Genomic DNA, 15,373 nt, shown 5'->3' with positions numbered 1-15,373 from the left:
CCGCTCACCGGGTCACCTCGCCGTCACGCGCGGTGATCACGCCACGCAGAACGGTCGCGGTGACCGTCGCCGGCATCGTCATCTCCTCGTACGGTGTGTTGCGCGACAGGCTCGCGAGGTCGTCTCCACGCACGATCCACGACCGGTTCGGGTCGACGAGAGTCAGCGTGCCGGGCTCGCCGACCTCGATGGGCCGGCCCTGATCCGGCAGGCCCACGATCTGCGCCGGACGTTCACTCATCACCCGCGCCACCCCGCGCCAGTCGAGCAGGCCCGGATTGACCATGGTGTCGACGACGATCGGCAGCGCTGTCTGCAGGCCGAGCATGCCTGGTCGGGCCTGAGCGAACTCACAGGCCTTCTCCTGGGCCGCGTGCGGCGCATGATCGGTTGCAACACAGTCGATCACGCCATCCGCGAGTGCGCGGCGCAAAGCCTCTTTGTCGCGCGTCTCCCGCAGCGGCGGGTTCACCTTGTTCACCGGGTCGTACGTCGCCAGCCGCGAGTCGTCGAGCAGCAGGTGATGCGGGGTGACCTCGGCGCTGATCGCGATGCCCTGGCCGCGTGCCCACCGCAGCAACTCGACGGTGCCCTCGGTCGACGCGTGACAGATGTGCACCCGGGTGCCGGCATCGCGGGCCAGCAGCGCATCGCGGATGACGATGGATTCCTCGGCGGCACGCGGCCATCCGGTCAGCCCCAGCCTGGCGGCATTGGGCCCTTCGTGCGCGATGGCGCCGACCGTGAGTCGGGGTTCCTCGGCGTGCTGCGCGATGAGTACATCGAGGCTTTTCGCGTACTCCAGCGCGCGACGCATCAGCAGTGGGTCGTCGACGCATTTGCCGTCGTCGCTGAACATCCGCACGCCGGCGACACCGGCGTTCATCATGCCCATCTCAGCGAGCTGTTTGCCCGCGAGGCCGACGGTGACCGCACCCACCGGGTGCACGTCGACGAGGCCGATGTCGCGTCCGGTTCGCCACACGTTGTCGGTGATCGTGGAGTTGTCGGCGACCGGATCGGTGTTGGCCATCGCGAACACCGCGGTGTATCCACCGAGCGCGGCGGCCATCGATCCGCTGCGGATCGTCTCGGTGTCCTCACGTCCCGGCTCTCGCAGGTGCGTGTGCAGGTCGACGAACCCGGGCAGCAGCACGGCGCCGCCACCGTCGATGTGATCGGCCCCGTCGGGAGCGGTCAGATCCGTACCGATCTCCGCGATCCGACCGTCGACGACGAGCACGTCGACGGGGTCACCGTCGCCGTACGGTCGGACGTCGGCGATCAGGACCGATCCGGTTGTGGGGGTGCTCATGTCGCCGTCTCCACTGGCTGCGATCTCCTCATCACAAAGTTCCCGGGCTGTCCGTGCCGACGAGCAGCCGGAACAGCACCGCCATCCGTACGTGGACGCCGTTGCGTACCTGCTCGAGCACAGTCGCGCGCGGCGAGTCGGCCACCGAGTATCCGATCTCCATGCCGCGCAGCATCGGTCCCGGATGCAGGATCACCGCGTTGTCGTCGAGCAGGGCGAGTCGTCGGTCGTTGAGTCCGTACCGCACGGAGTACTCGCGTGCGCTCGGGAAGAATCCGCCGTTCATCCGCTCGGCCTGCACCCGCAGCAGCATGACGGCGTCGATGGTAGGCAATTCGGCGTCGAGGCTGTGCGACACCGTCACCGGCCACTCCGACACCCCGACCGGCAGAAGGGTCTGCGGCGCGATCAGGACGACCTCGGCGCCGAGTGTGGCCAGCAGGTGCGCATTCGAGCGAGCCACCCGGGAGTGCAGCACGTCGCCGACGATGCCGATACGACGGCCGTCCAGCGAACCCAGTCGCTGACGCAGGGTCAATGCGTCCAGCAGCGCCTGCGTCGGATGCTCGTGTGTCCCGTCGCCCGCGTTGATCACGGCAGGTCCGGCGCCGCCGTCGTCGGTCCAGGACGCGATCTGGTGTGCCGCACCGGAAGCCGGATGCCGGACGATCAATGCATCGGCACCCGCGGCGTGCAGGGTCTTGACCGTGTCGCGCAGCGACTCACCCTTGCCGACCGAGCTGCTCGACGCGCTCACGTTGATGACGTCGGCGCTCATCCACTTGCCGGCGACCTCGAACGACACCCGGGTACGGGTGGAGTTCTCATAGAAGACGGTCATCACCGTGCGACCACGCAGGGTCGGCAGCTTGCGGACCTCGCGGCCGGTGAGCGCCTGCTCGAACCGCTCTGCCTCGTCGAGGAGCTCGGTTGCCTCGTCGACGGACAGATCCTGGGTCGACAGGAGGTGGCGCATCAGTCCTCGCCTCCCGGCTGCGGCTCGGCGCGGGATACCGCAGCGCTCAGGACCACCTCGTCGATTCCGTCGTGCTCTTCGAGATGCACCGACACATTCTCGTCGCGGGAGGTGGGGATGTTCTTGCCCACGTAGTCGGCGCGCAACGGCAACTCGCGGTGGCCCCGGTCGACCAGAACGGCGAGTTGGACGGCCGCGGGACGACCGAGATCGCGGAGCGCATCGAGCGCGGCGCGAACAGTGCGCCCCGAGTAGAGGACGTCGTCGACGAGGATGACGACGGCGTTGTCCACACCACCCGCGGGCACCACGGTCCGTTCGAGTGGCCGATGTGGTTTCGCGCGCAGGTCGTCGCGGTAGAGCGTGATGTCGAGGTACCCGACCGGCACGTCGGTACCTGCGAATTCGTTGATCCGCGCCGCCAGGCGTGACGCGAGATACGTTCCGCGAGTGGGAATCCCGATGATGACCACGCGCGGGCCGCCGGGCGCGTCGAGTGCGGTCTTCTCGATCACCTCGTGGGCGACGCGGGCGATGGTGCGGGAAACGTCGGAATCGTCGAGCAGAACCCGGCCGCCGGGCCGGGAACCTTCGGTTGGCGGGGCACCATCTGCTGACATGACCAAGCCGACCTCCTTCTCCGCCTCGCGGGACGGATCGTTAAAGGATGTCTGTCCCGGATGACTCTACACGGGCCCTCCTCGTGGAACCGAGGCAACGCGATGTGGGCTTCGTCAAAAAATGTGTGTCAGCCGGCGAGTTCGTCGACGTGTCGCCGCGCCGGCTGTGGGTCAGTCCCCGTGCCGCGGCTCGTCTGCTGCAGCGGCGGCCCGCACCTGCGGCGCGAGATCGGCGATTCGGGCGAGCACCCCGTTGACGAACGCCGGCGAGTCGTCGGTGGAGAGCTCCTTGGCCAGTTCCACCGCCTCGTCGACGATCACGATGGGGTCCACGTCCACGGAGTGGAACAGTTCCCACGTGGCCAGCCGCAGGATCGCGCGGTCCACGGCGGGCAGCCGCTCCAGCGTCCAGCCGCGCAGGTGGGAGGACACCACCGCGTCGACCTGCGGGAGGTCGGCGGCGAGGCCCTCGATCACCATTGCCGTGTAGTCGTGGATGGTGCCGACGCTCTCGTCGTCGCGCACGTACTCGCGTCGCTCCGCGACCAGCTGATGCGCGCTGACGTTCTTGGCCTCCGCCTCGAACAGCAGATCCACCGCACGGCGGCGGGCTTTGTGTCGGGTACCGGGTTGTTTCACGGGTCGAGCGATCAGGCGTTGACGCGACCGAGGTAGCTGCCGTCGCGCGAGTCGACTTTCAGCTTGTCGCCGGTGTTGATGAACAGCGGCACCTGGATCTCCGCGCCGGTCTCCATCGTCGCGGGCTTGGTGCCGCCGGTGGACCGGTCGCCCTGCAGTCCCGGGTCGGTCTGCTCGACGAGCAGCTCGACGGTGACCGGCAGTTCGACGAACAGCGGATTGCCCTCGTGCACGGAGACCTGAACGGTCATGTTCTCGAGCAGGAACCGCGCGGAATCGCCCATCGTCGCCGGTGAGATCGAGATCTGCTCGAAGTCCTGGGCATCCATGAACACGAAATCGGTGCCGTCGTTGTAGAGGTAGGTCATGTCGCGACGGTCGACGGTCGCGGTCTCGACCTTGACGCCGGCGTTGAACGTCTTGTCGACGATCTTGCCCGACATCACGTTCTTGATCTTGGTACGGACGAAGGCCGGGCCCTTGCCGGGCTTGACGTGCTGGAATTCCTGGATCTGCCAGAGCTGGTCGTCCATGCGCAGCACGAGGCCGTTCTTGAAGTCGGCGGTGGTCGCCATGTGGTGTTCTTCCCTTGCAGTCGTCGTTGGGTGTGCCGAAGCGGACCGTCAGATGACGGTGAACGTCTTGTCGGTGGCGGTCAGCAGTTCCGGTGCGCCCCCGGCCTCCGGGCCGACGACGACGAGAGTGTCCTCGATCCTGACGCCACCTCGTCCGGGGAGGTAGACGCCGGGCTCCACGGTCACCGCTGCGCCGCATGGCAGTGTACCCGTCGCCAGCGCGCCGATTCCCGGTGCTTCGTGGATCTGCAGCCCCACCCCGTGACCGAGGCCGTGCACGTAGTGCTCCCCGTGGCCGGCATCGGCGATGACCGACCGCGCGGCCGCGTCGACACCGCGCAGGTCGGCACCGGGCCGCAGAGCGGCCCTACCTGCGGCCTGCGCCGTCGCGACCAGATCGTAGATCTCGCGCTGCCAATCGGCGGCGCGCCCCAGGACATAGGTGCGCGTCATGTCGGAGTGGTAGCCGCCGACGACCGCGCCGAAGTCGATCTTCACGAAGTCCCCGTCGGCGAGGGTTGCCCCGGTGGGACGGTGGTGAGGGACCGCGGAGTTGGCGCCGGCCGCGACGATCGTCTCGAAGGCGATGTCGTCGGCGCCGAGGGCATACATCTCCCATTCCAAGGACCGGGCGACCTCGCGCTCGGTGGCCCCGGGCCGGATGACGCCACGCTCGATGATGGCGCCGAGCGCCTTGTCGCCGATCGCGCACGCCTGCCGCAGCAGTTCGACCTCACCGGCGTCCTTCACCATCCGCAGTCGCTGCACAGCCCCGACCAGGGGGACGAGTGTCGGGGCGGCATCCACACCCTCGGCCAGACGGGCCGCGAGCGACCGATGCGACGACACCGTGACCGCGTCCGCCTCGAATCCGATCGACGCCGCACCACCGTCCCGGGCGTGCAGCGCGAGTTCCGTCAAGCAGTCGCGGGCGATCAGCGCCTCGAGGTCGCCGGCCTGCTCGCCGACCTGCGTGCGGTAGCGGCCGTCGGTGCAGATCCGGTCGGCCGACGACTCGGCGCCGATGAGCACCGCGCCGTTCGAGCCGGTGAAGCCGGACAGATAGCGCACGTTCACGAGGTCGCTGACGACGACGACCTCCGGAGGAGAGGCCAACTCGGTGATCTCGGCTCGCAAGCGGTCGCGGCGGGCACGGTAGTCGCTGGTCATGGCGTTGACAGGCATCCTTCCACGCTACCGCGCCGGGCCGGGATGCCCGTCGAGCCGGTGACGCGGACCGTCGCACACCGGGATGTGTTTTCGAACACGTTCACCGTTGCGTACCCTGTCCGCTATGTCTTCGTGGTTGCCGCGCGGTCTGGTGATGACCGCAGTCCATGTCATCGCCCGCGTTCTGCTCGGTGTGGCGGTCGTCGAAGCGCCGTTGAACACCACGGTGTGGAAGACGCTCGCGATCGGCGCGGTCGTGTTGATCGCCCTCATCTGGGGCGGCATCGACGGGGTCGCCGATGCGCGCGCCAACCCCGATCCCGACGACTACGCGGACCTGACCGTGCGATGGCTGCAGGCCGGTTTGCTCGCCGGCGTGCTCGCCGGACTGATCAGCTGGATTCTGGGTCGCTCTGTTTTTGCGGGCATCGGCGAGGCGAGCCTGTTCATCGAACTCATCGCGGGCGGTTCCTTCACCGCGCTTCTGGTGTTCGTGCCCGCGTTCATGGGTGCCGCAGTCGGCCGGTGGATCACCCGCCGCGATCAACGCAAGAACGACGCCGACGACGACTGGTCGGTACACCCGGACCGCGACGCCGAGCACGTCGCGAGCTGATCGCGGCCCCCTGCTCCCTGAGGAGCTTCGGAGCGCTAGCGGAGAAGCGTCACGAAGGGCGGCCCTTCGTGACGCTCGGCTAGCGCCTCGCTCCTCAGGGAACAGAGGGTGACGCTCGGCCAGCGCCTCGCTCCTCAGGGAACGAGGGGGAGGCTCGCTCCGCAGGGACCAGCCGGTGACGGGGACGTCAGAGCAGCACGCCACCCGACGACGGTGTCTCACCGGCGATCGCGGAGTACGCGGCAGCGATCAGGCCGGGGTCGGGTCCCTCGAGGCGTCCCGGCTTCGCCAGGCCGTCGAGAACGACGAACCTGAGCACACCGGAACGGTTCTTCTTGTCCCCGGACATCGCCTCGAGCAGATCGGCCAGCGCGTCCGCGTCGTAGCTGGTCGGCAGGCCGACGAGTTCGAGAACGGAGCGATGCCGGTCGGCGGTGTCGTCATCCAGTCGTCCGGCCAGGCGGGCCAGCTCGGCGGCGAACACCAACCCGACGGACACGGCGGCACCGTGACGCCAGCGGTAGCGCTCGCGTCGCTCGATCGCGTGCCCGAGTGTGTGTCCGTAGTTGAGGATCTCCCGCAGCGACGACTCCTTGAGGTCGGCGGACACCACGTCGGCCTTCACCTGCACCGACCGACGGATCAGTTCCGGGAGAACGGTGCCGCTGGTGTCGACGGCGGCTGCCGGGTCCGCCTCGATGAGGTCGAGGATGACCGGGTCGGCGATGAACCCGGTCTTGATCACCTCGGCGAGTCCGGCGACGACCTCGTTGTGGGGCACGGTTTCCAGCGTCGCGGTGTCGATGAGCACGGCGTCGGGTTCGTGGAACGAGCCGACCAGGTTCTTACCCGCGTCGGTGTTGATCCCGGTCTTTCCGCCGACCGCGGCGTCGACCATCGCCAGCAGCGTGGTCGGGATGTGGATGACGCCGATGCCGCGCATCCATGTCGCGGCGACGAAGCCGGCGAGGTCGGTGGCCGCTCCCCCGCCCAGGCTGATCACCTTGTCGTTGCGTTTGAGTCCGATGCGGCCGAACACATCCCAGCAGAACGCCGCCACCGAGAGGTCCTTGCCCGCCTCGGCGTCCGGGATCTCCACGCGGTGGGCGTCGAATCCCTTGTCGGCGAGGAACGCCCGGATCTGTTCGGCCGTCTGCGCCAGCGTCGGCTGGTACAGGATGGCGACCCGGTCGGCGCCGGTAGCGGCGATCGCGACGTCGTCGAGCAGGCCACGGCCGATGATGACGTCGTAGGGCGATCCAGCGTTGACGGTGATCGCGGTCGGCTCCGTCATCCTCGGTTCCCCTTCGTCTTCTGGCTGGTCATGTGGATGCCACCCTTTCTCCCACGAGCGCGCGGGCCAGGTCGGCGAGAATGGCGTCGGCGACCTCGCCGGGATCACCGGCACCCGCGTCGACGACGAATGTGCCGGCACGAGTGTATGTTTCATCCCGCTGGGCGAGGAGTTCGCGGTAGCGCCCGGCCGGATCCTCGCCGGCGATCAGCGGCCGGTCGCTGTCGGCGACGCGGGCGAATCCCGCGTCGGCATCGATCCGGAGGTAGACGACCCGCTGCCCGGCCAGGGCGGCCTCGATCGCCGGCGTCATCACGGCGCCACCGCCGAGTGCGATCACCCCGCGATGGGACTCCAGCACGTCCAGCACGACGTCGCGTTCGATCTCGCGAAACCGCTGTGGTCCGTCGGTGGTGAAGATGTCGGGAATGCTGCGGCCTGTCGTCTGCGCGATCACGGTGTCGGTGTCGACGAAGTCCACGCCGAGCCGATCCGCGAGCACGCGCCCGACCGTTGACTTCCCGGCCCCCATGAACCCGATCAGGACGGCTGACGGGCCGCGTTTGGTGGCGTCGGGGGTCATGAGCGAGGCGGGCGGGTGTCGATGCGTTTGCGGTAACCCGCGAGGTTCTCGGTGGTCTCGGCGACCGAGTCGCCGCCGAACTTCTCCAGCGCCGCCTGCGCGAGCACGAGCGCCACCATCGCCTCGGCGACGACACCGGCGGCGGGCACCGCACAGACGTCGGAACGCTGGTGGATCGCGACGGCCTCGTCGCCCGTCGACATGTCGATCGTGGACAGTGCGCGGGGCACGGTCGAGATCGGCTTCATCGCGACCCGCACCCGCAGATCCTCGCCGTTGGTCATGCCGCCCTCGAGGCCACCCGCCCGGTTGGTGGAGCGCAGCACCCCGTCGGGACCGGGCACCATCTCGTCGTGTGCCTGACTGCCGCGGCGTCGCGCGGTGGTGAATCCGTCGCCGACCTCGACGCCCTTGATGGCCTGAATCCCCATCAGGGCCCCGGCCAGGCGGGCATCGAGGCGGGTCTCACCGCTCACATGCGAGCCGAGTCCCACCGGGACGCCGGTCGCGACGACCTCGACGACGCCGCCGAGCGTGTCGCCGTCCTTCTTGGCGGCCTCGATCTCGGCGATCATCTGCTTCTCGGACTCGGCGTCGAAGGCCCGTACCGGGCTCTCGTCGATGCCGGCGAGGTCGGTGAACCGCGGGCTCGGACCGTCGTAGGGCTCGCTCGCGCCGATCGAGATGACGTGTGAGAGCACCTCGATCCCGAACACCTGACGCAAGAAGTTGCGCGCCACGGTGCCGGCGGCGACGCGAGCGGCGGTCTCCCGAGCACTGGCGCGTTCGAGCACGGGCCGCGCATCGTCGAAGCCGTACTTGAGCATGCCGGAGTAGTCGGCGTGCCCGGGCCGCGGGCGCGTCAGCGGGGCGTTGCGGGCGCTGCCCTCGAGTTCGGCGGGATCAACCGGGTCGGCGGCCATCACCGTCTCCCACTTGGGCCACTCGGTGTTCGCGATCTCCACCGCCACCGGACCACCCATGGTCCGGCCGTGGCGCAGTCCGCCGACGACGGTGATCTGGTCAGCCTCGAACTTCATCCGGGCGCCGCGACCGTAGCCGAGTCGCCGTCGGGCGAGCTGTTCGGCGATGTCGGACGAGGTGATCTCCACTCCTGCCACCATCCCCTCGACGAGGGCGACCAGGGCCGGGCCATGCGACTCTCCGGCGGTTATCCAGCGCAACACAGTGTTCGATTGTTCCATGACGGGTTCGGCGGACGATGTCCGCGTCCCACCCGTCGTCGAGCACCGTGTCCAGCGGTCCGGCGATCTCCACGTCTCAGGTCAGGGCCAGTCCGCAGATGGCCGCGGCGACGAGGGCGGGAGCGTGCGGCCGTGGACCACGGGACCGGGCGAGGGCATGACCGGCCGCGCCGAGGATCGCGGCCAGCAGGATGACCAGAAGGGCGACGGCGGGGTCGGCGAGCAGGCCGCCGAGTGCGAAGGCGAGCTTGATGTCTCCGCCCCCGCCGAGGCCGGCCACGGCGGCGACCACATAGGGCACGGCCGCGACGCCGGCCGATGCCAGGATTGCCGGATCGTGCGCGGCCATTGCCACGGGCGCGAGGACGCCCGGCCACACCGCGCTGTTGGGGATCCGGCCCGTCCTCCGGTCGTGGACGGCGATGCCGGACAGCCAGACGAGAACGATGAACGACGACACCGGTCGAGCGTGCCGGACCGGATCGCATCAACGGCCGGATCTCGCGCGGGCTGTGGACAGATCGTCTGCTGTGGAATCCGGGCTCGACGTGCTGCGGACGATCGGCTAACCGCGGTCGAGCGCCGCGGCCATCACGTCGCGGGGCGCCGGCCGGCCGGTGAACTGCTCGACCTGACTGAAGGCCTGATTGAGCAGCATGACCAGTCCCCCGACGACCTGTCCGCCTGCGGCGCTCACCGCGGATGCCAGCGGCGTGGGCCACGGGTCGTAGATGACGTCCACCAGGCGCGCCGTGGCGGCGAGCGAGTCGACGAGGACCGCCGCGGCCGGCGCGGGAACCGTGGAGACGACGACACCTGCTGCTCGAGCGCGTCTGTCGAGTTCGGGGGCGACCTCGAAGGCGATGACCTCCGCCGACATGCCCAGCGCGGCGGCCACGTCGATGACGCCGGTGGCCTTCTCGGCATCGCGGGCGACCACCGTCAGTCGGGTGAACCCGGCATCGGCGAGGGCGGCCACGGTGGGCAGTGCGGTGCCGCCCGCGCCGACGACCACGGCTGCGGGATTCGTCGTCGCGTCGACGCCGACCTCACGCAATGCGCCGCTCATCCCGTCGATGTCGGTGCAGTCGGCGCGCCAGCCCTGCCCGGTGCGCACCAGCGTGTTGGCTGACCCGACGAGTTCGGCTCGCGCGGTGCGCTCGTCGGCGAATGCCAGGGCGGCCAGTTTGGCGGGCATCGTCACCGACAGCCCGACGAACTCGGGTCCGAGCTGCGACACCAGCGACGGCAATTGCTCTGCGGTGCAGTCGATCCGGTCGTAGGTCCAGTCGTCGAGTCCGAGTGCGCGATAGGCGGCCAGATGGATCCGCGGCGAACGCGAATGGCTCACCGGGGACCCGAGCACCGCTGCCCGGCGTTGCGATCCTGCCATCTGCTCAGCTACACCCGGTGCTCAACAGCTCGTTCTCACAGGCCCTTTCGCGGTTCTGTGTGTGCTCCTCGAACGTCTCGGCGAAGAGCGTGGTCCCGTCGCGGTCGATCGTCACGAAATACAGCCAGTCCCCGGGTGTCGGGTTCTCGACCGCGGTCAATGCCCGCTCACCGACGGCACCGATCGGCGTGGCCGGCAGGCCCTCGATCCGGTAGGTGTTCCATTCGTTGTCTGCCCGATACGCCTCGCCGTAGACGTCGATGTTGGTGACGTCGGCGGTGTAGTTGGTGGTGGAGTCCATCTCCAGCCGCTGGCCCTCGTCCAGCCGGTTCAGGATCACCCGCGCGACCTTGGCGTAGTCGCCCGGATTGGCGACCTCCCGCTCGACGACCGATGCCGTCACGAGCGTCTCGTACGGGGTCAGCCCCGAGTCGTTCGGTGCGAGCAGACCCCATTCCTCGAACCGGGCGGCGCTCGCCACGATCAGATCGTGGAGGATCTGCGTGGGCGAGTGGTCGGGATCGATCGACTCCCACGTGCCGGGTGCGATGAGTCCCTCGATACGACGGTGATCGCCGTCGAGGTTCTCCACCGCGGACCGCGCCCACTCGGGCACACCGAGCTGTTCGGGTGTCGAGTCGGCCGCCGCGGTCTCGAGTGCGGCGACGTCGGTCCCGATCTGCTGACCGTTCACGGTGATCGAGGTGGCGTTCTCGATCATCTGGAAGATGCCCGGGGTGATCTTGCCGTCCACGCCTTCTTTGTTGTCGAGTTGTAGGCCCTCGGGCACGACCATGCGCCCGACCCTGTTCGCGTTGCCGTCGGTCATCATCTCGACCGCGGTGGCTGCCGGGATCTGGGTCCGCAGCTTGTAGAAGCCGCCCGAGATCGGCTGGCCGTCCGCGGCGTCCACGAAGGCCTGCACACTGCCGACCACATCGTTGCTCTCCAGGATCACACCGAAGTCCATCAACGTGGAGTCTTGCGGGATGTCGACGACGACGTCCGCGGTGCCCGCCGCGTTGGTGTAGTCGGTGGTGTCCACGGACGGACCGAACACACCCACCGCACGCAGCCCGACCACCGCGACCCCGACGACCAGCACGAGCATGCAGGCCAGCGCGACGCCCAGGACGATGCGCCGACGCATGATCGTGCGGCCGTTCGGTCGCGGCTGACGCGCACCACCCCGCCGGCGGGTCCGTCGGTCTCGGGGTGGGCGACTGTCGGTGGGCGTGTCCTCGAGGGCGAGATATCCCTCGGCGTCGTCGTCGGTGGCGTAGCCGGCGTGGGTTCGTTCGTCCTCGATCACGTCGGTCGCGGCGGCCTCGGCGGCCGGCCGGACGCGATGCGGCACCGCTCGCCGTCGGGGGTCCTCGTAGTCACCGGCGCGCGGCCCCGGCCGGTCGCGATCCTGGAACTGTTCGGCGGGCGGCGGCACGTAGGCGGGCATCACCCGTTCGGGAGGCCGGCGTCGCGGTGGCGGCGGCGTCGGCGCCCCCCATGTGCCGGTCGCGGGCCCCGGGGGGCCCGATTCGACCCGCGGTTGCGGCCCGGTGATGGTCGGGTCGGTCGATGTCTCCCGGCGTCGCCGGTGCCGGGTCGTCGGTTTGCCGTCCGCGGGCTGCGTGAAGTAGCGCAGGCGCTCGAGATCGAGCTGCTCGGTCGGCTGATCGGACAGGTCGTGCCGTCGGGGTCGATGGCGGTCGTCGGTCACCGAGCGGTTCCTCTCAGATTCCCGCACGATTCGCCCACGCGATATGGACTGTTCGCGATCGCGAATCGCGTTGTGCGGTCTGGCTGGACGCATGCGGAAGTCATCGTCGCGAATCCAGCCACCCCTGCAGGATAGCGACCGCGGCGGCCTGATCAATCACGGCGCGCGAGGACTTGGCCGAGATTCCGCTGTCGCGCAGTGCCTGCGTCGCGGTGACCGTGGTGAGGCGTTCGTCGTGATACTCCACTCCGACCGGGTCGATCCGCGCGGCCAGCCGGTCACCGAACTCGCGGGCGAGTTCGGCCGCGGTACCGCTCTCGTTGCGCAGGGTCTTGGGCAGGCCGACGATCACACCCACCGCCTCGTATTCGTCGACGAGGGCGGCGATGCGTCGGATGTCGTCGTCGGCGCGCGGTGTTCGACGCACCGTCTCGACCGGCGTCGCCAGGATTCCGTCGGGGTCGCAGACGGCGACACCGATCCGCACCGAGCCGACGTCGACACCGAGTCGGCGTCCACGCGCCCAGGTCATCGGTCGCGGACGAGCTCGCGGATGCGGGTCATCGCCGGCTCGACACCGTCTGGGTCCGACCCCGCACCCTGCGCCAGGTCGGGCTTGCCCCCGCCGCGTCCACCGACGAGGGGCGCCACGTCTTTCACCAGGTCGCCGGCCTTGATACCGAGGCCACGGGCGGCGTCGGTGGTGGCCACCACGAACGGCACCTTCGTCGCGTCATTGCTCGGCGAGAACAGGGCGATGACGGCCGGGCGGTCGGCGACCTTGCCCCGCAGGTCGGTGGCCAGACCGCGCAGGCCGTTTCCGTCGAGACCGCCAGGGACCAGGCCACCCACGATGAGCGTGCCGCCTGCGGTGGTCGCCGATTCGATCAGGCCGCCCGCGGCCGAACGGGCCGCGTCGGCGCGTAGGCGTTCGACCTCACGTTCGGCATCTCTGAGCCGGCTCACGAGCTGCTCGACGCGACCGGGGACCTCGTCGGACGGGACCTTCAGCGACGACGCGAGACCCGCCATCAGGGCGCGTTCCTTCGACAGGTGGCGGAACGAGTCCATGCCGACGTAGGCCTCGACGCGGCGAATTCCCGAACCCACCGAGGATTCGCCGATCACCGTCACCGGACCGATCTGCGCCGACGAACCGACATGCGTTCCGCCGCACAGTTCCATCGAGAACGGGCCGCCGATCTCGACGACCCGCACGACGTCCCCGTAGTTCTCGCCGAACAGGGCCAGCGCCCCCATCGACTTCGCCTCCGTGAGCCCCGTTTCGAAGGTGTGCACCGGGTAATTGGCCTCCACAGCCGCGTTGCTGATCTCCTCGATCTCACGACGCTGACTCTCCGACAAGCCTTTTCCGGAGTGGAAGTCGAACCGAAGATAGCCGGGCCGGTTCAGCGAGCCCGCCTGCGTGGCCGTGGGGCCGAGCACCTGCCGAAGTGCGGCATGGACCATGTGGGTACCCGAATGTCCTTGGGTGGCACCGTGTCTCCACGACTGGTCGACCGCGGCGATGACCTCGTCGCCCTCGGCGACCTCACCTTCGTCGACCGTGACCTTGTGCAGCCACACCGACTTGCCGGCCTTCTGCACGTCGGTGACCCGAAGGCGCACACCATCTCCCGTGGTGATGGTGCCGACATCAGCCATCTGTCCACCGGATTCGGCGTAGAGGGGCGTGCGGTCGAGGACCACCACGAGCTCCTGGCCGGGGGTGGCGGTCCGGACGCGGGCGCCGTCGGCCACCAGCCCGAGCACCTTCGCCTCCGACACGAGTTCGTCGAAGCCGGTGAACATGGTCGGGCCGCGGTCGAGGAACTCCCGATACACCGACAGGTCCGCGTGCCCGGATTTGCGCGCGGTCGCGTCGGCCTTGGCACGCTGCTTCTGCTCGGCCATCAGGGCGGTGAAGCCCTCCTGGTCGACGGACAGACCGGCCTCGGCGGCCATCTCGAGCGTCAGATCGATCGGGAAACCGTAGGTGTCGTGCAGTGTGAATGCGTCGTCGCCGCTGATCGTGGACGCCTGCGACGCCCTGGTGGCCGCGGCGGCATCGGCGAACAACTTGGATCCCGCGGCGAGGGTGTTGCTGAACGAGGCCTCCTCGGCGACGGCGACGTCGACGATGTGCTCACGCTGTTCGGCGAGGTTCGGATACGACGGCGCCATCGTGTCGATGACGAGGGAGATGAAGTCGTCCATCGTGGGCTGGTCGGCCCCGAGGAGGCGCACCGACCGGACGACCCGCCGCAGCAGCCGCCGGAGCACGTATCCACGGCCGTCGTTGCCGGGCAGCACGCCGTCGCCGATGAGCAATGCCGAGGTGCGGGCGTGGTCGGCGATGACGCGGAACTTCACGTCGTCGTCGTGATTGCCTGCGCCGTAGGCGCGGCCCGTCAGCCGGGATGCGAGGTCGATGATCGGCTTCATCAGATCGGTCTCGTAGACGTTGTCGACGCCCTGCAGGATGCATGCGACACGCTCGATGCCCAGGCCGGTGTCGATGTTCTTCTTCGGCAGCGGGCCGAGGATCTCGTAGTCCTCCTTGCCGCCGCCGGGCCCGCGGATGTTCTGCATGAACACGAGATTCCAGATCTCGATGTAGCGGTCCTCGTCCGCCTCGGGACCTCCTTCGACGCCGTAGGCGGGGCCGCGGTCGTAGAAGATCTCCGAGCAGGGTCCACAGGGTCCGGGCACACCCATCGACCAGTAGTTGTCCTTGAGCCCGCGTCGCTGGATGCGTTCGGCGGGCACGCCGATCTCGTCACGCCAGATGGCCTCGGCCTCGTCGTCGTCGAGGTACACCGTCGGCCACAGCTTCTCCGGTTCGATCCCGTAGCCGCCGTCGGCGACGCTGTTGGTGAGCAACGACCAGGCGAAGCCGATGGCCTCGCGCTTGAAGTAGTCGCCGAAGGAGAAGTTGCCCGCCATCTGGAAGAACGTGTTGTGGCGGGTGGTGATGCCGACCTCGTCGATGTCGAGGGTGCGCACACACTTCTGGACGCTGGTCGCACGGTCGAACGGCGGGGTCTGCTCACCGAGGAAGTACGGCTTGAACGGGACCATGCCCGCATTGACGAACAGCAGGTTCGGATCGTCGAGGATCAGCGAGGCACTCGGGACCTCGGTGTGGCCCGCCTTGATGAAGTGATCCAGGAAGCGCTGCCTGATGTCATGCGTCTGCACTGAGTTCGTCCTTGAAGTGGTGGTCGGTCACGCGGTCGACGTGCCGCTGCCCCGGTGATCATCGTGTCC

15 protein-coding genes are annotated in these 15,373 nt (G+C 68.9%); 1 reads left to right on the top strand and 14 read right to left on the bottom strand.

Features of this window, described 5'->3' with window-relative positions; all coding sequences use genetic code 11:
- Window positions 1-4: 4 nt before the first annotated feature.
- The 6 genes from V1Y59_RS07700 to V1Y59_RS07675 all read right to left on the bottom strand — a co-directional run bounded on the left by V1Y59_RS07700 (window position 5) and on the right by V1Y59_RS07675 (window position 5,310).
- Window positions 5-1,315 (bottom strand): dihydroorotase, encoded by a 1,311-nt coding sequence (locus V1Y59_RS07700; protein ID WP_330504229.1) that lies wholly within the window; start codon window positions 1,313-1,315, stop codon window positions 5-7.
- A 31-nt stretch (window positions 1,316-1,346) separates the two neighbouring features.
- Window positions 1,347-2,291 carry an aspartate carbamoyltransferase catalytic subunit gene (locus tag V1Y59_RS07695; protein WP_330504228.1) on the bottom strand — a complete coding sequence of 315 codons (945 nt, stop codon included), beginning with the start codon at window positions 2,289-2,291 and terminating at the stop codon, window positions 1,347-1,349.
- Window positions 2,291-2,911, bottom strand: a complete 621-nt coding sequence (gene pyrR / locus V1Y59_RS07690; protein ID WP_330504227.1) for a bifunctional pyr operon transcriptional regulator/uracil phosphoribosyltransferase PyrR — start codon at window positions 2,909-2,911, stop codon at window positions 2,291-2,293. Before pyrR ends, V1Y59_RS07695 begins: the two co-directional genes overlap by 1 nt.
- 171 nt (window positions 2,912-3,082) lie before the next feature.
- Window positions 3,083-3,550, bottom strand: a complete 468-nt coding sequence (gene nusB / locus V1Y59_RS07685) for a transcription antitermination factor NusB (RefSeq protein WP_330504226.1) — start codon at window positions 3,548-3,550, stop codon at window positions 3,083-3,085.
- Between the two features lie 11 nt (window positions 3,551-3,561).
- Complete coding sequence (gene efp, locus V1Y59_RS07680; RefSeq protein WP_330432104.1) at window positions 3,562-4,125, bottom strand: elongation factor P; 564 nt, start codon at window positions 4,123-4,125, stop codon at window positions 3,562-3,564.
- A 48-nt stretch (window positions 4,126-4,173) separates the two neighbouring features.
- Window positions 4,174-5,310 carry an aminopeptidase P family protein gene (locus tag V1Y59_RS07675; protein WP_330504225.1) on the bottom strand — a complete coding sequence of 379 codons (1,137 nt, stop codon included), beginning with the start codon at window positions 5,308-5,310 and terminating at the stop codon, window positions 4,174-4,176.
- A gap of 109 nt (window positions 5,311-5,419) precedes the next feature.
- Here V1Y59_RS07675 and V1Y59_RS07670 point away from each other — a divergent pair, with 109 nt between their 5' ends.
- Window positions 5,420-5,911, top strand: coding sequence for a B-4DMT family transporter (locus V1Y59_RS07670; RefSeq protein ID WP_330504224.1), 492 nt, complete (start codon window positions 5,420-5,422; stop codon window positions 5,909-5,911).
- A 187-nt stretch (window positions 5,912-6,098) separates the two neighbouring features.
- On the opposite strand, the gene aroB is transcribed toward V1Y59_RS07670, so the two are convergent.
- From aroB to alaS, 8 genes are all read right to left on the bottom strand, one after another.
- Window positions 6,099-7,205, bottom strand: coding sequence for a 3-dehydroquinate synthase (aroB, locus tag V1Y59_RS07665; RefSeq protein ID WP_330432107.1), 1,107 nt, complete (start codon window positions 7,203-7,205; stop codon window positions 6,099-6,101).
- Between the two features lie 28 nt (window positions 7,206-7,233).
- Window positions 7,234-7,788: a shikimate kinase gene (locus V1Y59_RS07660; RefSeq protein ID WP_330504223.1), complete on the bottom strand. Its 555-nt coding sequence runs from the start codon at window positions 7,786-7,788 to the stop codon at window positions 7,234-7,236.
- Entirely contained in the window at window positions 7,785-8,993 is a 1,209-nt protein-coding gene (gene aroC, locus V1Y59_RS07655) for a chorismate synthase (RefSeq protein ID WP_330504222.1), read from the bottom strand. Before aroC ends, V1Y59_RS07660 begins: the two co-directional genes overlap by 4 nt.
- A gap of 76 nt (window positions 8,994-9,069) precedes the next feature.
- Window positions 9,070-9,453, bottom strand: a complete 384-nt coding sequence (locus V1Y59_RS07650) for a prepilin peptidase (RefSeq protein ID WP_330504221.1) — start codon at window positions 9,451-9,453, stop codon at window positions 9,070-9,072.
- Window positions 9,454-9,558: 105 nt separating this feature from the next.
- A complete protein-coding gene (locus tag V1Y59_RS07645; RefSeq protein WP_330504220.1) occupies window positions 9,559-10,386 on the bottom strand; it encodes a shikimate dehydrogenase in 828 nt (275 codons plus the stop codon).
- A gap of 4 nt (window positions 10,387-10,390) precedes the next feature.
- A complete protein-coding gene (locus V1Y59_RS07640; protein ID WP_330504219.1) occupies window positions 10,391-12,103 on the bottom strand; it encodes an endolytic transglycosylase MltG in 1,713 nt (570 codons plus the stop codon).
- A gap of 100 nt (window positions 12,104-12,203) precedes the next feature.
- Entirely contained in the window at window positions 12,204-12,635 is a 432-nt protein-coding gene (ruvX, locus tag V1Y59_RS07635; protein WP_330504218.1) for a Holliday junction resolvase RuvX, read from the bottom strand.
- Complete coding sequence (gene alaS, locus V1Y59_RS07630) at window positions 12,632-15,304, bottom strand: alanine--tRNA ligase (protein WP_330504217.1); 2,673 nt, start codon at window positions 15,302-15,304, stop codon at window positions 12,632-12,634. Before alaS ends, ruvX begins: the two co-directional genes overlap by 4 nt.
- Window positions 15,305-15,373 lie beyond the last annotated feature (69 nt).

The organism is Gordonia prachuapensis (assembly GCF_036350515.1).
Lineage (GTDB): Bacteria > Actinomycetota > Actinomycetes > Mycobacteriales > Mycobacteriaceae > Gordonia > Gordonia prachuapensis.
The sequence above is the reverse complement of the archived record's forward strand: the minus strand, read 5'-3'. Positions and strand labels throughout refer to the sequence as shown.

Excerpts from the sequence above, each read along its gene's own strand:
- V1Y59_RS07700 (WP_330504229.1), bottom strand. The coding sequence starts at position 1,315 with ATGAGCACCCCCACAACCGGATCGGTCCTGATCGCCGACGTCCGACCG.
- V1Y59_RS07695 (WP_330504228.1), bottom strand. The coding sequence starts at position 2,291 with ATGCGCCACCTCCTGTCGACCCAGGATCTGTCCGTCGACGAGGCAACC.
- pyrR (WP_330504227.1), bottom strand. The coding sequence starts at position 2,911 with ATGTCAGCAGATGGTGCCCCGCCAACCGAAGGTTCCCGGCCCGGCGGC.
- efp (WP_330432104.1), bottom strand. The coding sequence starts at position 4,125 with ATGGCGACCACCGCCGACTTCAAGAACGGCCTCGTGCTGCGCATGGAC.
- V1Y59_RS07675 (WP_330504225.1), bottom strand. The coding sequence starts at position 5,310 with ATGCCTGTCAACGCCATGACCAGCGACTACCGTGCCCGCCGCGACCGC.
- V1Y59_RS07670 (WP_330504224.1), top strand. The coding sequence starts at position 5,420 with ATGTCTTCGTGGTTGCCGCGCGGTCTGGTGATGACCGCAGTCCATGTC.
- aroB (WP_330432107.1), bottom strand. The coding sequence starts at position 7,205 with ATGACGGAGCCGACCGCGATCACCGTCAACGCTGGATCGCCCTACGAC.
- V1Y59_RS07660 (WP_330504223.1), bottom strand. The coding sequence starts at position 7,788 with ATGACCCCCGACGCCACCAAACGCGGCCCGTCAGCCGTCCTGATCGGG.
- aroC (WP_330504222.1), bottom strand. The coding sequence starts at position 8,993 with ATGGAACAATCGAACACTGTGTTGCGCTGGATAACCGCCGGAGAGTCG.
- V1Y59_RS07645 (WP_330504220.1), bottom strand. The coding sequence starts at position 10,386 with ATGGCAGGATCGCAACGCCGGGCAGCGGTGCTCGGGTCCCCGGTGAGC.
- ruvX (WP_330504218.1), bottom strand. The coding sequence starts at position 12,635 with ATGACCTGGGCGCGTGGACGCCGACTCGGTGTCGACGTCGGCTCGGTG.